This window comes from Chryseobacterium pennae (assembly GCF_003385515.1).
Classification (GTDB): domain Bacteria; phylum Bacteroidota; class Bacteroidia; order Flavobacteriales; family Weeksellaceae; genus Chryseobacterium; species Chryseobacterium pennae.
The window spans coordinates 1-19,311 of the sequence record NZ_QNVT01000032.1; the positions used below are offsets into that span (position 1 = coordinate 1).

A 19,311-nucleotide genomic window follows, 5' to 3' on the forward strand; every position below is an offset into this window, starting at 1 on the left:
AAAAATCAGGTAACAATAATTTTAATAGCTCGTCGGGAATATGCATCCTCAAAGTTAATCTCTTATTTGTTCCTCCACAACTTTTAGCACTGATCCGAAAAAAGTTCTAATAGTATCAATAGCTAAGGCAGACTTAAGAAAAATATGATATGCTTTCTTATCTTTATATGAATATGGGAATGTAGATTTTCTTCAAGAGAAGTATTTGCTGCAATTTTTAAAAAGGAGACCGGGGTAAGCCCACCATACTTTATAAACTAACTCAAAAAAAAAATTCTGATAAAGAAATCTAAATATATAATTAACATATTTCATTATGATTCCGGAAATAATTTTCCTTTTTTAACAGAAAAAATTATCTTAAAAAAACAGCCTACAAATTTTATTTGCAGGCCGTCTTCTGTTCTCTTTATTAATTAACAAAGCATGTGATGAACACTATTTAATTTTCAGGAATGGACTTAAATTCATTTCAATTATCATATTCATTTTTCTTTTATCCATTTGCTATCTATAGCTGTTATCCAAAAACACTTAAATTTTTGACAATATCTTTATTAGCATAGGGAGGAAAAACATCCAATTCAAGGTCCGGATTTCCGATTAACATGGCTTTTGTATTGCTTAATGCATCAAATCCGGCTTTTCCGTAATATTTTCCCATTCCAGAATATCCCACTCCTCCAAACGGAAGACTGTCTATCCAGCAATGCAGATTAGTCTGATTAACACATCCTCCTCCAAATGAAACGGAGTTCAGGAAATAATCAATATTCTCCTGGTTTTTACTGAAGATGTAGGCAGCAAGTGATTTAGGTTTTCTTTTGATGATCTCTACAATTTCTTTAAAATCAGAATAAACCATTACAGGTAGTACCGGACCAAAAATCTCCTGTTGCAAAGCAGGATCTTCCCAAGTGCTTGGATATAGAATTGTAGGTTCTACATATCTGTCCTTTACGTCATATCTTCCACCTAAAACCACTTTTTCAGGAATAATATAGGAAACCACTCTTTCTGTGTCATGCTCACTGATCATTCTTGCAAAATCAGGGCTTTGCTGCGGATTATCTCCATACATTTTTATGGTTGCTTTTTTTAATTTATCAATAAAAACATCTGCAATACTTTCATGAACATACACATAGCCCGGTGCTATACACCATTGCCCGGAAATAGCATTATGCCCCCATGCAATTCTATCTACAGCAATATCAAGATTTGCAGTTTCATCCACAACAGTAGGATTCTGACCTCCGAGTTCTAAAATTACCGGTGTAAGATTTTCTGCAGCAGCCCTCATGATTACCTTTCCTACAGTGGAACTCCCTGTGAAAAATATGAAGTCAAAAGGTAACTTTAATAGCTCCGTGATTTCTTCGCGTCCTCCGGTAACGATATTCACTGCTTCAGGCTCAAAATATTGTGGAATAAGCTCCGCAAAAAGCCTGGCAACAGAAGCTGTGGTATTGGCCGGCTTCAGGATAACAGGATTACCGGCAGCCAGTGCAGCAATTGCAGGGTCTAAAAGAAGTAAAACAGGCGCATTAAACGGTCCTATAACCAGGGCTACACCAAAAGGCTCTTTATAAATAATTCCTCTGTTCCCTGTTTTTTCAAGTCCTTCAGGAATAGCAACCTGTTCCGGAGCCATCAGTTTCTGCAGGTTTTCTTTGTAATATTTTATATTTCCTAAGGGGACAGTGATTTCAAAAAGCTGTTCGAAAGGTGGCTTATTAAAATCTGTTTTTAAAGCCTGGCAAAATGCGTCCTGATTCTCGACAAGCATTTTTTCAAGCCTGTTCAACTGATCCATCCGCCATTCATAAGTTTTGGTGGCATCTGTGAAGAAAAATTCTCTTTGTGCGTCAAAAATTGACTGATATTTGTTCATCATTTTACATTCTAGTTTTTAATTGGCCTGTCCTATATCAAGACGTGAGATTTTTCCATCTGCATCGAAATGGAATTTAAAATAGGTTCTGAAATCTCCCCAGCTTTCTGTATGAAAGTTTCCGAAGATCTCTTTTCCGTCATTTTCTACTTTATCAATGCTTGTAAAGCGCTCGTGTCCACATGCATCTTTTACAAATTTTTGAAAATCTCTGGGATTTCCGTCATCATATAATTTTGCATCTGTTGTGAAGTAAGATAAAAAAGTCTGATTATCTCCTTTTTGCCATGCCTCAAAGACTGTCTTTACAGTATTGTTTGTTAATTTACTGGTATCCATATTATTATTTTGTTGTGTTTTATTTGTTTTGCTATTTGATGAAGATTTTTGCTGCCCACAGGCTGTAAAGCTGAACAAGCATATGGCAATAATTACTAAACTTTTCATGATTATGTATTTTTTAAAGAATATTGCAGGTAAATAATAATCAGGTTCATGAGTAAAAACGGAAGTTCGATAAGAACACCTTTCAGGTCTTTATCCAGAAGATGAAGGCAGATGATGAGTAAAATTCCTGCGGTCATTAAAAAGCTGCCCACATAAAGGTTTTGGGAAATAAAATCAGTAAGGCCGCAATCATTGTAATGGCACCATTTACCGCCAATGCAGTTTTGTTAACGCCTTATTTACCAAATATTTCCATCATTTCATGCTTTCCGGAAAAGCATGACCTATCCTTGTTTAACTCCCATAAATACAGCTATAAGCACCAATGCTGAGTTTATAATTTTTAGTATCATCCTTGTTTATTTTCTAAACTTTTAATTGATCCTATAGCTTATGAATGAATCCAAATCTAAGATTTTTATGCTCAGGCGGAGGTATTGAATATATGAAAAAACTAACGCAAGAGTCTGTAATAATATCACTGATACTTCTGGATTACTTCGTGATAATAATAGCCGCTCTCTTATATTTTCTGTTTTCCATTTATATGATTAGAAGTAAAATCCGGACAATCCAATCATAAACAAGTTTATAATCATCCTGATTTTTAAATTATACTTAAATCTAAATTAATTATTCAGACAATGCTTCAATGACCAGCTGCGATGCCAGGTAGCTGCTGTGCTGCTGTTGAGCTGTAATTAATCTACCGTCTCGTACAGCAAAAGGCTCCAATGCACCCGCCACTTCAAAGGTAGTATTTTGGTTTTTGCGAGCTTCAGTTTCAATAGTGTAGTCATTTACTTTCATTCCGAACATTTGGTTAATCATATCCCCCTCGCTGTCAGCAAAGCCTGTCCAAGTTTTTCCATCAGCCAGAAGGATTCCATCACTTAATCGTGTCCATAAAAGCAATGATGTCCCATGACAGATCAAACAGGTAATTTTACCGTTTTCATAAAAATCTGCAATGAGTTTATGCAATTTTAAATTATCTTTAAATGTAAGCAAAGGAGCTCCACCACCTGCCACACAAACAGCATCATAATCATTTATATTGATTTCGGAGATTGCTTTTGTATTTCGCATCCATTTTCCAAATTCTTTATGGTGTACAAAACCGATGCTTACCAAATCGTTAGGATAAGTTCCTTCCGGATTTTCGGGATTACTGTGTCCATCAAATTTAACCTCTCCTCCATCGGGTGAAGCTACATCTACATCATAACCTGCATTGATAAAGTCATAGAAAGGTCTTGTCATTTCTTCAGCAAAAAAACCTACCTCCATACCATGGAGACTGGCAACATTGGAAACAAGACACAATATTTTTTTCTTTGGGTAACTATGCTTCCCATATCTTTTGATCACATTATTCTGATTATTCATAATTATATTTTCTATAAAACAATTGGTGCGTTATGCACCAATTGTTTAAAATCATCAAATTATCGTGTAGTATAACCACCATTTGCAAAAATTGTCTGTCCAGTGATCCACCAGCCGTCAGTTACTAGAAATTCTACTAGTGGAGCAATATCTTTGATATCCGTCAGCCCTCCTAATGCTGCTGCCGATTTGTGATAGGCTACTGCATCTGCGGTTTCCTGACCATAGAAGAAAGGGGTATCCATAGGACCTGGAGCTACTGCCGTTACAGAAATTCCTCTGCCGCCGAATTCTTTTGATGCCGCCCTTGTAAAATGCTCTACCGGTGCTTTAGCTCCTGCATAAGTTGAATATAATCCTGTGTATGCAGCAAGTAAAGACGTAACAATAGTACAGATTTTCCCATTGTCATTCACTTTTTTCCCAGCTTCCTGAAGAAAGAAATACGCTGATTTTGAATTAACTCCGAACATCACATCATATTCGGCTTCGGTAGTTTCTACAAATGGTTTTTTGAGTACCATACCGACCGTGTTGATAGCAATATCAATTCCTCCGAAAGTTTTAACGGCTTCATCAAAAAATTTTGTAATGTTTTCTACTTTAGTAAGGTCTCCCTGAAATAAGAATGCTTCAGCTCCCAAAGCTTTTACCTCTGCCAGAGTTTTTTCACTTTCTTCTCTGGAACTTTCACTGTTATAATGAATTGCCAAATTAGCTCCTTTTGAAGCAAAGTCTTTGCTTAATAGGCCTCCGAGGTTTTTGCCACCTCCTGCGATAAGGACATTTTTGCCTTTTAAATCATTGTGTTTCATAATATTTGTTTTATGTAAAACAAATCTAACAAAAACTGACGGAATATTCCGTCAGTTTTTGTGTTAAAAAAATATTAAATACTGATGGCGTCCCAGGACATCTCTATAAACATATCAATTACTTCACGGTCAATTGTCATTTTTTCATCAATAGCCCATAAGATCCATCCATTGATGGTACTGAAAGTAAAAAGCCTGAGATGTCTAGATGTTAAAGGTTTAAATAAATGTTCTTTTATGCCTGCTTCAAACAGCTCATCAAATTTTAGAAAATCTTTCATTGCTACTTCATGAATGTCCTTAGTTAATACAGGAGATGCAGCAAATTGATAAGAAAATTGAAATTCAAGAGGATGCTCCAAAAAGTAACTAATCACTCTTTCCCATAAAAAATTAAATTGCGTACGAATACTACCTACCGCTTTGTAGTTTTTAAAGATATATAAAGACTCTTCAGATTTTTGTAAAATCCAAATTTGTTGTACTATATCTTCTTTACTCTTAAAGTACCTGTAAACAGTCCCTATACCAACTTTAGCTTCAGCTGCCACCTGAGCAATCGTAACTGCATGCAAACCATGAATGACAAACAATTTCAGACCGGCTTTTAATATCTGTATCCTTTTCATAAAAATCTAAGTTCCAAATTTATAAAAATAAACATCTTTATCAGATGATTTTTTTCCTATTATTTATAATAATTCATGAATTAATACTTTCTTATCTTGAAACTACAATACTTTAAACTAAATAATCAAACATTCTTGATTATTCAAATGATAAGCAATATACGATGTTTTTTATTGGATTCTATTTGACTAGTTTAAGATCCATTCAATGATAAAAACAGCATACTTTAAGCGAGTCAATAAAATGGACTTTATAGTCCTCGTGCTTTTGTTTTATCTCTAATACCCAATTATCAAGTTGAAAGAGTTGTCTTCTAATTGAAAAAGTGTAAAAGTTCTGTAATAAACTTCCCCAACTACTTTCTTTGCAAGAATAAATAATAAAGTGTGGATTCAGATAAAGAGATAGATAAGTAAAGTGAAAATCACTTTCAAAAGGAAATACGATGTGTTTACAAAACGTTACAACTACATCAAACTGCTCAAACACTTCTTTTGTCCAAGAAGGCTCCTGTAGTTCTTGTCTTTTAGACTCAGTATCTATTATAGAAAACAGTGAATCTGTTGAAGATTCTAAATTAGAAAGTATTGCTAAGATATTAGAAATACCTGTTGAAACTATCAAAGAATATTTTGATGATAAAGTAATGAATATCATCAATAGTACTATTACTGATAGTACAATCCGTAACAACTTCTGCACTTTCAATCCACTTGATAAGTTAATTGAAGCACATGAAGAAAATAAAAAACTTTATGAGCGCTTATTTAGAAGCAGTGAAAGAAAAAATAGTATATTTAGAGAAAATCGTTAAGATTAAATAAATATATTACACACTATTTTTAAAAAGCATTATTAATGTGAAGATTCCAATATTGCAATGTGCTTATTGTAAGCTTTTAACTTTTGAATATAACACAATAAAAAAATTAAGTTCAATGAAACAATTCTTTATTTTACCACTTATACTCTCTTTTTTACTATTAAATATTTGTAATGCACAAAAGCTAAACCTGACAGAAAATAAGCAAACGGACATCGAGTTTTTTATACCCATTGAAAAAACCAATCTTTACACAAGAGTTGTTGGGAATCCTGAAAAACCCATTATCATTACACTTCACGGCGGCCCTGGAGCATTCAATGTAGACCATGAATTTTTTAGAAATGTTTTTGAAAAAGATTATTTGATGGTTTATTTTGATCAAAGAGGAAGTGGTAAATCTGATGAATTCAGAGATAAAACGATGTTTACAACCGATCAATTTGTGAAAGATTTGGACGATGTGATAAATTATATCAAAAATAAATATCCGGACAAAAAAATAAATCTTTTAGGTACTTCCTAGGGAGGAACATACGGCTTTTTGTATTTGTTAAAACATCAAGAAAAAATCAATTCATTTATCAGTAATTCTGGTACAGCAAATATTCAAGATAATACTTTTGCTTTAATCAAACATGAAAAACAATTGGCGAATAAGCTCTTGAAGAAAACTGATGATCCCATTAAAATAAACAGATATAATGATATATTGAAAAAATTAGACACTATAGAAAATAGTGGGTTTAATAAAACTTTTTTTGCTGATATGAATACAATAAGATATGAATTCCCAAAAGATCTGGGATTTGATGTCTATTGGGCCCAACCTGAAAAAAAATCAGTCATAGATAATTTGCTGAAAGACCCAGATTTCTATACCAGAAATAAATACACACCGGAACTTTTAGAAAAAGTAATGAAAAAATTTGAGTATGTTAACGAAGTTTTTCACGCTCAAGAATCTTACAATAATCTCAATATATTAAATGAAATATCGGTTATTAAAACGCCTATCTTAATTATACAAGGAGAATTCGACTATGCAATTGGAGTAGAATCTGGAAAAATGATTTATAAAGCATTAAAAGCTGTTCCTAAAAAAGACAAAGAATTAGTCTATATCAAAAATGCTTCTCACAATGTACCAAGTGAAGAACCTGAACAATTATATAATTCCTTAACAACTTTTTTTAAGAAGCATAATTAAAACAAACGTATAAGCCAATAATAAGCTCTCTTTCAGCCAAGAGAAGCATGGAGGAGTATGCTTAGTCTTATGTACAAAAAGATTAAAACATCTATAAGATGCCTTGATCCGCAAAAGAATAATATTGACATAAATAGAATCTACTTTTGGAATCCATTTACTTTAACTTCAATATTCTTTACATTTCTGGTGCTGTAACAAACGATATAACCGCTAAAGGTATTACATCTGTTTATAACGCTTTAAAAGCTTCATTATCCAGTTATGGTGCTACATTTGAACATGTTGTAAAAGAAAATTTATATACAACAGATATTGAAACCATGAAAAAATATAACTACGTTAGAAAGGGGTTTTACAAAGGAGACTTTCCAGCAGCCACATGGGTACAAATAGAACGATTATATATGCCGAAAGCAAAATTGGAAGTTGAATTGATTGCACACTTACCAAAATAATTTGATAGTTTTCCCTACCACAAATATTATAAGAACTATGATTTCAAGATATTGCCCTTCTAATTCCCGCCATCAACGGGAATGAAAAATTATCACCACATTATAGTTAAAATTTATTAATCTCAACTATAACGCAATAATTATTTCTGACATTTGCTTTACAACATAAAAATATTATTAATATGAAAAATTTGAAAAAGCAAGTATTTGGCAAAATAATGAATATGGAAAGACTCTGATCCCAAAAGCTAGAATTTAGACTTCCCCTTTTTGATATCTCTTTTAAAGATCATCAAATTTGATTTTGCTGTCATTGAACCAAGCTCAGCTCCTTTTTTGTACAATTCATAGCTTTTCTTCAAATCTTGTGGAACTCCTTTTCCTCTTTCATAAAAATCAGCCAGGTTATTGTAAGCCTCTGCATACCCTCCTTTTGCTGATTTTGAATACCAATAAATACATTTCTCAGGATTATATTGGGAATTATTGAAGGCCATAAATGACATTGTGTCAAACAATTGGGCATAACAATATTGCGCCTCTTTATTTCCTGAATAAGCGCTTTTTCTTATTAATTCCGAATATGTACAATAAAGTTCTATTCTTTCCTCATATGAGAGCACAGATGGATATTCAGTAATTTTTAATCCAATAGATTTGGCTGTTTCCAATTGTTTTTTCCCTTTCATATTCAATTAGATGACTTTATATTTCTTATCCATTTAATAGCATAGTTAACAGGTTCATCAGAGCCTGAGAATGCAGTATTGTGTCCTAATTCCGGATACAATTTATATTCATAATTTTTGTTCCTAGACTTTAAAGAATTCAGATATTCAATAGATAAGTTCACAGGGACCTGTATATCTTTTCCTCCAAAAATCCATAATCCCGGAATTGATAATTTAGAAAGGGATTCTCGGGGGTCTGTGTCTATGAACTCATATTTATCGGGGTCATTCATGATATGCTTCCGTGCATCTTCTTCTGAATGGGTATCCCAAAATTTCGAATTTCCATTGGTGTAAAACTGAAAACGAAGCTGTTTTTTGACGGTTATAAGTGCTCCGCTAAATATGGTCATAAATTTAATGTTCTTATTTTTTCCGGCAGCTAAAGGAATGATCCAGCCAGCCTGGCTACCTCCCATCAATCCAATCAATATCTTATCATTTAACAAATATTTAGACAATACATTCACCGCGGCACTCACATCTGAGGACAAAAGATTGAGATTTTGAGAATCTACATTATTAGTCCCTACTTCCGGTCCCGCATAAGTGCCTCCTGATTCACCTACTCCCCTTTTATCAAACGTAAAAACAGCAATCCCATTTTTAGCCAAAAGTGTTGCCAATTCTATCATCCTTTTTTCTTGTCCGGACCCATGAACAAGAACAACAGCTGCAGAAATATTGTCGGGTTTAAAAAGGGTTCCGGCAAGCGAATCTCCTTCACTAAAAAACTTTACGTTTTTAACGGTAACATTCGATGGCATTGCTAATGCCGGACTGTAAATGAAGAAAAAGGATATTACAAGAGTAATCATCAGGAACTGCCTGGAAAATAAGCGATTTTTAAAAATACTCAATGCGTTAAGAATATTTAGTTTCATGTTTAGTTTATACTTTTTTATGAAGTAAAAAATAAAGCCTACAGGGTTATTTTGCAAACTTTTTTATAATACCTAAATCTACAAAAAGTTTTGTGCTTTTTTATTTATTGGCAACAATTCCACATTTCATAAAACCATTTGTAGAACACTTACAGTTTGGACATAATTATACTCAGCACTTTCGAGATCATAATATCTAAAACGGTTATAAGCCAATCCTGTTTCTACATCTACATACTGCCCTTGATATAAGAAAGATACAAACTCATTATCTCCTTTTCTTAAAGAACCATATATATCCAACTCCCTTTCCAAAACCAAAGAACCAGTATGATCATAAGCATAGGTTAGTGCTCCTAAATAATTGCTGATAATACTAAACTGCTCTTCGCCAACATAGCACATTTCAAAAATTGAAATAACATCTATATAATAATTATTTTTTATTTCATACGATTCAATCGCCTCTAATCAGTTAGTCCTTATTTTCAGAATAAAAATCTTTAAAATAAAACCAAAGTAAGAGTTTTACTTTGGTTGCAATATTTATTTTTTCTAATGTTTTCAATATGTTGAATTCAATCTATTCAACTCCATCCCAATCCAGTTGTTCTGCATTTACCCATTTTATGGATGTTGATTTTTGTTTTGGATGTTCAAAAAACTCATTGATTACTAACCATGCTGTATCTGCATCTAATAAAGATCCAAGTGGAATCATATTTTCATCACCTGCATCAATAATTTGATTTATTGAATCAGGATTTCCAATACTATAATAACTAGGCTCTGAACTTGAATTTGGGATATTGTCATCATATCTAAGAGAAAATTTTCCATTTACGGCAACAAAAAACAGTGTAATATCTCCACCCTCTTCATTCTTATATTCAAAATATCCTGAATTGGAATATTCATTTATATTTGCCTCATAATCTAAAAAGTAAGGTTTATAATCATTGATATTTGAATCAGATTTAAAATCTTCAATTAAAAATTGTGCTCCAATCATATTTATTAATTTATTTTTTAGTGTAAATGTAATTTTTTACCACTTTTATCTATTATTTCCAGTTCTTTAATACCCAAAGCTTTCATTACATCAGGTAGATATTTTTGACAGTTTGGACAGGTAGCCCTATCCACATATAAAGTCATTTTACTTGGTAACTCTCCAAATTTGGAATGTGCACTCATTAATGAATATGCTTCTGCATGGAAGAATACCTGACTTTTACCAGCACCCAACCCAATTTTGTCTCTCCATGCTCTTGAAAGATCCTTGTCACCATCTCCAAGTAAAGAAGAATTTATACCAAATATTTTCTCACCATTAACTTCAACAAATGCTACAGTACCTTTTCCATCATCTATTTTAGGAATTGAGTTCCCTAAAACTGGCATTCCATTTTGATCCCTGAAAAAGTCTATTGCATCCCATGCTGTACCTGCAAGCCCAAATAAGTCTACATAAGTTCCAATATCTTTTACATAACCATAAAGATTATCTTGTCCTGACAGAAGCCCTATGGGATCCTGGCTTATATAGCTCCCTGCCTCATTATCATAATATCTAAAACGGTTATAAGCCAATCCTGTTTCTCCATCTACATACTGCCCTTGATATAAGAAAGGTACAAACTCATTATTTCCTTTTCTTAAAGAACCATATGCATCCAATTCCCCTTCCCAAACCAAAGAACCAGTATGATCATAAGCATGGGTGGGTGTTCCTAAATAATCGCTGATAATACTAAACTGCCCTTCGCCAACAATTTTACCGCTAGGAATAAAGTCTCCTTCCTGATATAACCTTTATATTAAAAAGCAAGCTTTTGGCTTGCTTTTTAATACTAAAAAAATTGTAAGTAAAATAACTGATAATAAGCACTTAAATTATCCAAAATACTTGCCTACATCTGAATTAGCAATAGATTGTGATAATGATAAAGCAGAAACCCCATGTTCATTTTCAATCGTAGGATCTGCATTATTTCTTAAAAGTGCTGAAATATAATGTCCATAGCTTTCATTATCCTTATTATAATAAAAAACAGCATTACTTAAAATAGAATTTCCATTAGCGTCAGTAGCATTAACCTCAGCACCTTTTTCCAATAAAAAATCAAATACTTCTCTAAGATTTAAAACCACAGATAGTTGCAATGGGGTTCTTTGAAAAGCACCTGAAATTTGTTTCTCATTAATATCCAAACCTCTTTTTAAAAATTCATTTATAACTTCTTTAAAATCATTTTTAGTCAACCCATTATTATTCAAAAAATTTAAATAATAATGTAAAATATTATTACCAAATTTATCATGCTCTTCAATATTATAATCCTTTAGAGCTTTTTGTAATTCACTAAAATTTAAATCAACTATAACTTTCTTAAGATCTTCAATTTTTTGCATTATTATATTTTTTAATGTTCATGTCCTCTAAATTTTCCGCCATCACTTGAACTGCTTGTGCTATCTTCAAATCCTAAATTACTTAGCTTATTGTAATCTTCTATAACTTGAGCTCTTGTTTTTTTAGCATTGGCAGGATCTTCTTGATATTCACGCCAAGATTGATTCTGATGACCAACAATCTCATTTCCTGGCTCAATAGGAAGTCCAGTTTTGGCATCAAGATATTTACCATCAGCATTCTTAGGACTATTTTTCTTTAAATCGTCCATAGTATCCTTTCTCCATTTAGGTCTTCTTTGTAAATGTTTCGGCAACTTACTCACTCTTGCTCCTCTTGTCAATCCAAACACATCTAACCATCTATTTGTGTCATGAACATAAGCGTATTGTTGCAAACCTCCAACAATTCCAATTGGATCTTGCTGAGTGTACAAACCACTTTCCGAATCATACCATCGGTTACGGTTGTATACCAAGTTGATATCTGCATCTACATACTGCCCTTGATATAAAAAAGGAACAAACTCATTATCTCCTTTTCTTAAAGAACCATATACATCCAACTCCCTTTCCCAAACTAAAGAACCAGCATGATCATAGGCATGGGTTGGGGTTCCAAAATAATCACTGATGGTACTGAACTGCTCTTCACCAACAATTTTACCGCAAGGAACAAAGCTTCCGTCCTGGTATAACCTTCATATTAAAAAGCAAGCTTTCGGCTTGCTTTTTAATATTTCAAAATGATTACACTATTCTATACAGTAACTAAATATTCATTATTTAAAGGGAGAATATCCCATTTATACTGATTATTGAAGACAAAAGGAAAGTCCTTTACATTATATACTTGTGGTAAATGAAAATTCGATAAAACCTCCTTAACGACATCTTTAGTGAAAATTATTGAGTTTCGATAACAAAGTGAATTAATATAAAAAATATTTTTATTTTCAGGATAAGTATTTAATTTCATATCTGGAAATAAAAAAAAGTTTTTCAATCCTGCAGCTCTTTTTTTAGTTTCCATATTAAAATCAAAAAATTGATCATCAAACCTTACAAACCTTAAAGCATAGTAGATTTCATTGTTTGTCAAATCATTTCCTTTAAGATCAATAATAGATAGTTCTGCAATTTCATAATAATTCTCATCTATTCCTTTATTATTAAGAAAAGTCAAAAATTTAGATGAGACAAGAACTGCAAGGTTATTCATCCCATAAAAGTCAAATTTTATAATTGAGGGTTTATTTTTGGTTGAAACTAAATACATTTTCGAGGGAAAACGTTTTTTATCCTCTGGAGGAAATCCGTGAATTGAAGCATCATACATTTTCCAAGGTTGCTCAGCAACAAATTTTGGTTTCTTACTATCAAAACTACTAGTAAAAATCACATCATCAAGCTGAAAGTGACCTTCCGGGCCTTGTGTCCTATTAAACCAAATAAATAAATCTGTCATATTAGTGAAGTCTTTTTGCGCCACCTCCTTTTCGTGCTAGCGCGGTTTTTAATCTTTTCTGTAAATCTTCCATTTCTGTTTTTGCTCGTACTTTATCTCCGTGGATTAAATAGTCTGCTTGTATAGCATTAATTCTATTTCTTACCAAATCTGAATAGTCAGCATGACTACCATTATGAAAAATACTAAACCCACCAAATTGTCGAGCATTATTTGCAGAATTAGGTAAATATATACCATTAGCTGCTGAATGTTTACCTCTAAATTTTATTTCTTTAAAAAAGCTTTTATTTTCATCCCAAACAGCCTGAGGAACAACATGATGTGCTTGCCAATCAACAGAACGTACTCCGTGAGTAACACTTTCTCCTGCTTTATCTAAATTCTTACCAAGAAGCCACCCACTTAGGCCATAAGGATCAACCCAACAGTTACCATCATGGGTATACCCATACAATACTAATCCTCCATTCAGTCCTATTGGATCCTGGCTTATATAATTCCCTGCCTCATTATCATAATATCTAAAACGGTTATAAGCCAAACCTGTCTCCGCATCTACATACTGCCCTTGATATAAAAAAGGAACAAACTCATTATTTCCTTTTCTTAAAGAACCATATACATCCAATTCCCTTTCCCAAACTAAAGAACCAGTATGGTCATAAGCATGGGTTGGTGTTCCTAAATAATCACTGATGATACTGAACTGCTCTTCACCAACGAATTTACCACAAGGAACAAAGCTTCCCTCCTGATATAACCTTTATATTAAAAAGCAAGCCGAAAGCTTGCTTTTTAATATTTTGAAATGATTACATTATTCTATACAGTGACCAAATATTCATTATTTAAAAAAACTAATTCTTCATCATATTGATTATCATAAACAAATGGAAAACCTTTGGTTTTATAAATATAAACATCTGCAAACTTAGTAACAAGATCATCTACTAAATTTTTACTATTGAAAACCAATGAATTTCTATAGGAAAACTCTATTAAAACAAAGATATTTTTATCCAATATCAGAGTAAAACTTTTTTTTTAGAAGAGTCAAAAGAATCAAAAAGAGTAATATCGTCTCTTAAAGGAATGCTCTTTCTTTGTATAAAGCTTCTTGGGAAACTTACAAATCATTCATTTAATGAAGTCACTAGTATTAATATTCTTGATATGTTATAGAATTCATTGCATTAGAATCTCTGAACCTATTTCTATCTGCAAAGCCAAAGTCTTGTGGTGTCCCTAACTCTGTCATGAGTTTAATCTGAGCCTCTACCTCATTATTAACAATTGGTAAATCCATATTATTAATAATGAAACCTAATTCATTGGAAGCTACAATAAGTGCAATTACCTCAATTGGAGAGTTTCCCGCATATTCACCATACCTTTCCTCATTATTGACAATTCCTTTATAAATAGTATCAAAACGATAAATTAGTTGATTAATACATAATTCCGGGAGTTCATCATCACTATATTCATCATAATTACTCTGAAGAATACTTTTAGGATTTATAATTTCACCTGTTTCCTCATCCATTACAAATGGATAATTTTGTTCAAAAATTTGTTTAAATTTTTCTATTTGAATATTCCCTGTTTCAATTATTTCCCAACAGCAATTCCACATTGTATTGAAGATTTGGTATTCTTCAATATAGTCATCTTGATATTGGATTAAAATTTCAAATGGATAAGTAATATTCCATAAGTTCCAGAACAAAACATTTTCTTTTAAAATATTTTGATATTCACTTTGTACTAAATTTTGATATTCTTTATAATTCATTAATGATGATTAAAATGAGTTTTACAATTTGAACACATTTCATTTTTTTGTTTTGCAGCCCAAGATATTCCCCATTTTTTCACTTCTGCTCCTTCTGGTAAATTTCTCTCTATTATTCGTTCAGCATGATTAGCTAAGTTATCACCTTTTATACGTGGGTTTGGTTTCCTACGAGGAACTGTTATTATATTCTCCTCAGGAACTCCAAGGTCTTTTAACTTTTGTATTTGTTCTGGAGTAAAATTCTTTTCACCACTTCTAGCTGCATAAAGTGTGCTTTTCCCATTTACTTCAACTTCAGCTATAGATACAGTACTTCTTGTTTTTGCAATTTCGTCACGTGATAAATCATGTACCTGTCTAGCTAAACTCGCTAATTCTTCGTTTATCTCTCCAATTGGATTTAAACCAAAAATATCAATTGCACAATTAGAATTGCAAACATAAGCATACAAATTATCTTCACCACTTAATAGGCCAATTGGATCCTGACTTATATAGCTCCCTGACTCATTATCATAATATCTAAAACGATTATAAGCCAACCCCGTCTCTGCATCTACATACTGCCCTTGATATAAAAAAGGAACAAACTCATTATTTCCTTTTCTTAAAGAACCATATACATCCAATTCCCTTTCCCAAACCAACGAACCATTGTTATCATAAGCATGAGTGGGGGTACCTAAATAATCGCTGATGATACTGAACTGCTCTTCACCAACAATTTTACCACAAGGAACAAAGCTTCCGTCCTGGTAGAGCCAAGTTATTACATTTTCTGCAGATTCTGCAACCTCCTGTACATTATTTTCTTCATCAATAATCAGTTCCGGCGGGAATCGGCCTTCATATTCCCATTCATGAAGAGGTACATTGCCATCCCACAGCCAGCGGGTTACTTTATTTTTATATTCTTTGGCAATACGTCTTCCTAAAGGATCATAGGAGAAGTTTACTTCACCGCCTTTTGGTAATACGACCCTGGCCAGCATTCCGTTGCCTTTCCATTCATATTGCCAGCCGACACCACTGCCCATAAGGTTGATGCCGTATTTATGTTCTATGGTAGAAGCTGATATAACGGCCTGTTGGGTACTTTTTCTGAATTCCTTAAAGATCAGGTTTCCTTCGGCGTCATAATAATAGTTGTAACGCAGATCTTTCAGAAGTTTTCCTCCTGCACCATAAGTACGGTCTGTACGGTCAGGAGTTTCAAACAGGTTACCAATAGCATCAGGAGCCTTGTAAATGGTTTCTGTTTCTTTACGGTTATGGTAGGTACCACTTACCAGATTATCCCAGGCATCATAACTGAAGGTTGCACTTGCTCCCGTCACTTCATTGAGGGTTTTCAGCAATCGGTTGGCTGTCCCCCACAAATAACGGGTTCTGTTTTGTTCTACATTATGGCTGTTGATACTTCTGCGGACTACTCTTCCCAGCTGGTCATGTTCCGTAATCTGACTGATTCCTCCGGTCAGTTCCCTTTGTATTTCCAGTCCTGTGGCATCATACTTCCATTGAGCTTTCCAGTTTCCGGTTTCCATTTCAGTTAATTGTCCAAAATGGTCATACTGGCTGGTAATATCAGCTCCTAGGGAGCTCATTACTGACAAAGTATTCGCTTCTTTATCAAATTCTTTGCTTATCCAGTGTTGCCCCTGTTGCTCCTTAAGCATACGTCCATCCTTTCCTCTCTGAATCTTCAGATGGATGTCCTGGTTTAAAGCGCCTATTAAGAAACCGTCTTTGTTATAAGTATATCCTGCAAATGACAGGTCGCTATGCTGTTCTTTAATGACATTCCCTGTACCATTATAGTCGTATTCCGTCCAACGGTTATCAGGGCGGATAACTTTTTTCACCCTGCCTATAGGATCACGCTCATACTGTCTGTGTAATCCGTCAAATCCCCATTCACTGATCACATCGCCTACTCCATCCAAGGCAAAGCGGTAGACTTCTCCTTTTTCATTGCTAATGCTTTTCAGTTGTAATTCGGTGTCATAACCAAATTTCACAGTACGCTCATTTTGGGTTCTGCTCAGCAGAATCCCTAAGCTTCCGTATCTGAACCGTACATCATGCAGATCATCTTTTGCATGCACAATATTATAGGAAGTATCATATTCAAAATAATGTTCGTTGCCGTCCGGTTCTTTTAAATAAATAACGTTTCCGGCATCATCATATTTATACCAGGTAATGTTGCCACGTGGATCTTTTTCACTGATCTCATTGCCCTGCTCATCATATTCCCATTTGCTGTAGGTTTCATTCGGATAGGTGATCTGAACGAGATGATGAGCTTTGTCATAAAAGAAGTGAACAGCCCGCTTTTTATCATCGGTAATTTTTCGGAGATGCATTCCTTCATATTCGTAGTAGAGCTTTTCACCGGAAGGAAGTTTTTTGGAAATAATCCTGCTCAATTCATCATAGGTCCATTCCAGTTCTGCCCCACCGGGGCTTGTGACCTTGATCAGATCAAAGGAATCGTCATATTGAAAAACAGTCTGCTCATTATTTTCATTTTCAATGGATTTCAACAGTCCATTTTCTGTGTACAGGTATTTCCGTGTAAGCCCTTCGGCATTTACAATCAGTTCGAGCTCCTGAAATCTGTTATATTTCTGGTGGGTAACCCCTCCGTTTTCATCGATGATCTTATAAATCAGTTTACTTTCATCAAAAAAGTATTCTGCTGTGAATCCCAGACTATTTTTTGTAACCGTACGTCCCGGTTCATATTCTGTAAAATATTCCAGAATTCCGCCGTCACCCCAGGTGTGAATACATTTGGCATCATCGCCTTTTCCATCATATTCCCAATAGAAGTTCTGTCCTGTCTGGTTAGTAAGTTGTACCAGCAAATGACCATCATAATAAAAATGTTTCTCAGCACCGATCACATCTTTATTTCGGATCATATTCCCCAGCTCATCATATCGATACTGAATGTAGGTAATTTCCCTGTTCTCAGCTACAGTATACAAACGGGTAATCCGATAATGCTGATCACTTTCTACCCTGATGATCCTGCCTGTACTGTCTGTAATCTTCTGCAGACAGCCATTGGAATGATAATCAAATGACAAACTGAATCCATCTGCCGTAGCTATTGAGGAAAGCATACGATAGCCTTCTCTGTTTAACCCGCCATTAAAGCGATAATGTAGTTTATCGGAATCAATCAGTAAATATCCTTTTTCGTCTTTCGTAAAAGTAAGCTGCTCTTTTCTGTTAAAGTATTTTTCTCCGGTATCCAATAAAGGGACAACAGTTTCACGCCCATCTGACAGCCGTAAAGAGGCAAAATCATTTCCAAGGTCATACAATCCCATATTATAACTGTGATGCCAGTTATACCCTAAAGGTCCATTAGCCTCTGCATCACTGTAATAAGTACGCTGCCAGACGAAAGGAATCGGTCCTGATAATTTAATATCGGTATTGGTTGAATATACTCTTCCTGTAGCCGCATCCACCGGTTCACCAAACAACCGGCACTTTACAGGCTGTAAAACACTGGCCAGCTTCTGATTCTTTGGTTTAATACCATCAATAACATCCTGGAATTTATCTCCTGTTTTCTTCCATAGTTTACCCATTCCTTTTAGCCCAAGGCTCATCGCCAGCTGAAAAAGATCTATGGTGGGTGGTCCGCCTGCCAATACAGGTTTCCCGGCAGAAGTTATGATGAGAAGCATTGAAGTAGGAGCCATCAGTGCCACTTTAGGTTTTGGTTTGGTAATCCTGAAGGGAGCAGGAATTCCTATAAGATTACAGGATAATGCAAGATGGAATTGGGTACTGCATGGTCCGCCATCGGCTAATACAGTACTGCTTCCTAAAAACATTTCGGAGCTTGCAATCGGTTTTACAATAGGAAATGGAATATGCAGGAATATTCCCGGTAAATGCTGAATTCCGGTTCCTGCGTTAGCTACCCATTGTCCATGAACCTGAACAGAGGGTTTCATTCCATTGACTATTGCTGTACAAACAGAAGCAAAACTGGTTGGTGGTGCCGATCCGTCTGCAGGAGGCGCAGGTGGTTCCGGCAATACACTTGAAATGGCATTCATGATAGCACTCATGATATCAAAAACCATCCCGATGTGCGGTACAGGCAACAAAGGTGATGGTGGAAATATTGTTTCATGGAAATCTATCCCAATAGCCAGGTCGAAATATTTACCTACCGGCATTCCCGGCATGGCCGGAAGAATACTGGCCATATCCTTCTGTAAATGATCTAATTTATTTTTGGCTTCACCAAACAGTTCCCCAAAGCCCTTTCTTGGAGCCGGAGCAGTTGCTACTTTTCCTATTATATCTGACAT

The 19,311-nt window shown here is 34.3% G+C and carries 22 protein-coding genes; 4 read left to right on the top strand and 18 right to left on the bottom strand.

From position 1 onward, the window contains the following. Positions 1-520: 520 nt before the first annotated feature. The 6 genes from DRF65_RS23855 to DRF65_RS23880 all read right to left on the bottom strand — a co-directional run bounded on the left by DRF65_RS23855 (position 521) and on the right by DRF65_RS23880 (position 5,174). Positions 521-1,897 carry an aldehyde dehydrogenase family protein gene (locus DRF65_RS23855; protein ID WP_228438905.1) on the bottom strand — a complete coding sequence of 459 codons (1,377 nt, stop codon included), beginning with the start codon at positions 1,895-1,897 and terminating at the stop codon, positions 521-523. Between the two features lie 15 nt (positions 1,898-1,912). Next, entirely contained in the window at positions 1,913-2,341 is a 429-nt protein-coding gene (locus DRF65_RS23860; RefSeq protein ID WP_228438907.1) for a nuclear transport factor 2 family protein, read from the bottom strand. A gap of 2 nt (positions 2,342-2,343) precedes the next feature. After that, positions 2,344-2,493: a hypothetical protein gene (locus tag DRF65_RS28980; protein WP_228438909.1), complete on the bottom strand. Its 150-nt coding sequence runs from the start codon at positions 2,491-2,493 to the stop codon at positions 2,344-2,346. Between the two features lie 481 nt (positions 2,494-2,974). Further along, positions 2,975-3,730 (bottom strand): type 1 glutamine amidotransferase domain-containing protein, encoded by a 756-nt coding sequence (locus tag DRF65_RS23870; protein WP_115973229.1) that lies wholly within the window; start codon positions 3,728-3,730, stop codon positions 2,975-2,977. Between the two features lie 59 nt (positions 3,731-3,789). Next, a complete protein-coding gene (locus DRF65_RS23875; protein ID WP_115973230.1) occupies positions 3,790-4,545 on the bottom strand; it encodes an SDR family oxidoreductase in 756 nt (251 codons plus the stop codon). A gap of 74 nt (positions 4,546-4,619) precedes the next feature. After that, positions 4,620-5,174, bottom strand: a complete 555-nt coding sequence (locus DRF65_RS23880; protein ID WP_115973231.1) for a TetR/AcrR family transcriptional regulator — start codon at positions 5,172-5,174, stop codon at positions 4,620-4,622. Positions 5,175-5,620: 446 nt separating this feature from the next. Between DRF65_RS23880 and DRF65_RS28655 the strand changes: the two genes are divergently transcribed. The 4 genes from DRF65_RS28655 (at position 5,621) to DRF65_RS23900 (ending at position 7,666) form a co-directional block, all read left to right on the top strand. Continuing rightward, positions 5,621-5,989, top strand: coding sequence for a hypothetical protein (locus tag DRF65_RS28655; RefSeq protein ID WP_165852306.1), 369 nt, complete (start codon positions 5,621-5,623; stop codon positions 5,987-5,989). A 124-nt stretch (positions 5,990-6,113) separates the two neighbouring features. Then, a complete protein-coding gene (locus DRF65_RS23890) occupies positions 6,114-6,524 on the top strand; it encodes an alpha/beta fold hydrolase (protein WP_115973232.1) in 411 nt (136 codons plus the stop codon). Positions 6,525-6,548: 24 nt separating this feature from the next. Continuing rightward, positions 6,549-7,208: an alpha/beta hydrolase family protein gene (locus DRF65_RS23895; protein ID WP_115973233.1), complete on the top strand. Its 660-nt coding sequence runs from the start codon at positions 6,549-6,551 to the stop codon at positions 7,206-7,208. Positions 7,209-7,354: 146 nt separating this feature from the next. Then, on the top strand, positions 7,355-7,666 hold the full coding sequence (locus DRF65_RS23900; protein ID WP_115973234.1) for a RidA family protein: 312 nt from the start codon (positions 7,355-7,357) through the stop codon (positions 7,664-7,666). 248 nt (positions 7,667-7,914) lie between these two features. Here DRF65_RS23900 and DRF65_RS23905 read toward each other — a convergent pair whose 3' ends face one another. From DRF65_RS23905 to DRF65_RS23960, 12 genes are all read right to left on the bottom strand, one after another. Further along, complete coding sequence (locus DRF65_RS23905) at positions 7,915-8,355, bottom strand: tetratricopeptide repeat protein (RefSeq protein WP_115973235.1); 441 nt, start codon at positions 8,353-8,355, stop codon at positions 7,915-7,917. Positions 8,356-8,357: 2 nt separating this feature from the next. After that, on the bottom strand, positions 8,358-9,281 hold the full coding sequence (locus tag DRF65_RS23910; RefSeq protein ID WP_115973236.1) for an alpha/beta hydrolase family protein: 924 nt from the start codon (positions 9,279-9,281) through the stop codon (positions 8,358-8,360). Positions 9,282-9,407: 126 nt separating this feature from the next. After that, positions 9,408-9,686, bottom strand: coding sequence for a hypothetical protein (locus tag DRF65_RS23915; protein WP_115973237.1), 279 nt, complete (start codon positions 9,684-9,686; stop codon positions 9,408-9,410). 178 nt (positions 9,687-9,864) lie between these two features. After that, the gene (locus tag DRF65_RS23920) at positions 9,865-10,293 is read right to left on the bottom strand and encodes a hypothetical protein (RefSeq protein ID WP_115973238.1); all 429 of its coding nucleotides are present in this window, start codon (positions 10,291-10,293) and stop codon (positions 9,865-9,867) included. A gap of 17 nt (positions 10,294-10,310) precedes the next feature. After that, a complete protein-coding gene (locus tag DRF65_RS29200; RefSeq protein WP_317126215.1) occupies positions 10,311-10,961 on the bottom strand; it encodes an RHS repeat domain-containing protein in 651 nt (216 codons plus the stop codon). Positions 10,962-11,177: 216 nt separating this feature from the next. Then, positions 11,178-11,696 carry an ankyrin repeat domain-containing protein gene (locus tag DRF65_RS23930; RefSeq protein ID WP_115973240.1) on the bottom strand — a complete coding sequence of 173 codons (519 nt, stop codon included), beginning with the start codon at positions 11,694-11,696 and terminating at the stop codon, positions 11,178-11,180. An 11-nt stretch (positions 11,697-11,707) separates the two neighbouring features. After that, positions 11,708-12,262 (bottom strand): RHS repeat-associated core domain-containing protein, encoded by a 555-nt coding sequence (locus tag DRF65_RS23935; RefSeq protein WP_165852308.1) that lies wholly within the window; start codon positions 12,260-12,262, stop codon positions 11,708-11,710. A 194-nt stretch (positions 12,263-12,456) separates the two neighbouring features. Then, complete coding sequence (locus tag DRF65_RS23940; protein WP_115973242.1) at positions 12,457-13,164, bottom strand: Imm43 family immunity protein; 708 nt, start codon at positions 13,162-13,164, stop codon at positions 12,457-12,459. 1 nt (position 13,165) lies between these two features. Beyond that, the gene (locus DRF65_RS29205) at positions 13,166-13,795 is read right to left on the bottom strand and encodes an RHS repeat-associated core domain-containing protein (protein WP_115973243.1); all 630 of its coding nucleotides are present in this window, start codon (positions 13,793-13,795) and stop codon (positions 13,166-13,168) included. Between the two features lie 194 nt (positions 13,796-13,989). Next, positions 13,990-14,190, bottom strand: a complete 201-nt coding sequence (locus tag DRF65_RS29330; protein WP_115973244.1) for an Imm43 family immunity protein — start codon at positions 14,188-14,190, stop codon at positions 13,990-13,992. 136 nt (positions 14,191-14,326) lie between these two features. Further along, positions 14,327-14,962 (bottom strand): hypothetical protein, encoded by a 636-nt coding sequence (locus DRF65_RS23955; protein WP_115973245.1) that lies wholly within the window; start codon positions 14,960-14,962, stop codon positions 14,327-14,329. Next, positions 14,962-19,311, bottom strand: coding sequence for a DUF6531 domain-containing protein (locus DRF65_RS23960; protein ID WP_115973246.1), 4,350 nt, complete (start codon positions 19,309-19,311; stop codon positions 14,962-14,964). The genes DRF65_RS23955 and DRF65_RS23960 overlap by 1 nt, the downstream gene beginning before the upstream one ends.

Bases quoted from the DNA above. Each gene is read 5' to 3' on its own strand.
- DRF65_RS23960 (WP_115973246.1), bottom strand. From the start codon at position 19,311: ATGTCAGATATAATAGGAAAAGTAGCAACTGCTCCGGCTCCAAGAAAG.
- DRF65_RS23915 (WP_115973237.1), bottom strand. From the start codon at position 9,686: ATGTGCTATGTTGGCGAAGAGCAGTTTAGTATTATCAGCAATTATTTA.
- DRF65_RS23890 (WP_115973232.1), top strand. From the start codon at position 6,114: ATGAAACAATTCTTTATTTTACCACTTATACTCTCTTTTTTACTATTA.
- DRF65_RS23930 (WP_115973240.1), bottom strand. From the start codon at position 11,696: ATGCAAAAAATTGAAGATCTTAAGAAAGTTATAGTTGATTTAAATTTT.
- DRF65_RS23910 (WP_115973236.1), bottom strand. From the start codon at position 9,281: ATGAAACTAAATATTCTTAACGCATTGAGTATTTTTAAAAATCGCTTA.
- DRF65_RS23870 (WP_115973229.1), bottom strand. From the start codon at position 3,730: ATGAATAATCAGAATAATGTGATCAAAAGATATGGGAAGCATAGTTAC.
- DRF65_RS23920 (WP_115973238.1), bottom strand. From the start codon at position 10,293: ATGATTGGAGCACAATTTTTAATTGAAGATTTTAAATCTGATTCAAAT.
- DRF65_RS28655 (WP_165852306.1), top strand. From the start codon at position 5,621: ATGTGTTTACAAAACGTTACAACTACATCAAACTGCTCAAACACTTCT.
- DRF65_RS23940 (WP_115973242.1), bottom strand. From the start codon at position 13,164: ATGACAGATTTATTTATTTGGTTTAATAGGACACAAGGCCCGGAAGGT.
- DRF65_RS23905 (WP_115973235.1), bottom strand. From the start codon at position 8,355: ATGAAAGGGAAAAAACAATTGGAAACAGCCAAATCTATTGGATTAAAA.
- DRF65_RS23875 (WP_115973230.1), bottom strand. From the start codon at position 4,545: ATGAAACACAATGATTTAAAAGGCAAAAATGTCCTTATCGCAGGAGGT.
- DRF65_RS23880 (WP_115973231.1), bottom strand. From the start codon at position 5,174: ATGAAAAGGATACAGATATTAAAAGCCGGTCTGAAATTGTTTGTCATT.
- DRF65_RS23860 (WP_228438907.1), bottom strand. From the start codon at position 2,341: ATGAAAAGTTTAGTAATTATTGCCATATGCTTGTTCAGCTTTACAGCC.
- DRF65_RS23855 (WP_228438905.1), bottom strand. From the start codon at position 1,897: ATGATGAACAAATATCAGTCAATTTTTGACGCACAAAGAGAATTTTTC.
- DRF65_RS23955 (WP_115973245.1), bottom strand. From the start codon at position 14,962: ATGAATTATAAAGAATATCAAAATTTAGTACAAAGTGAATATCAAAAT.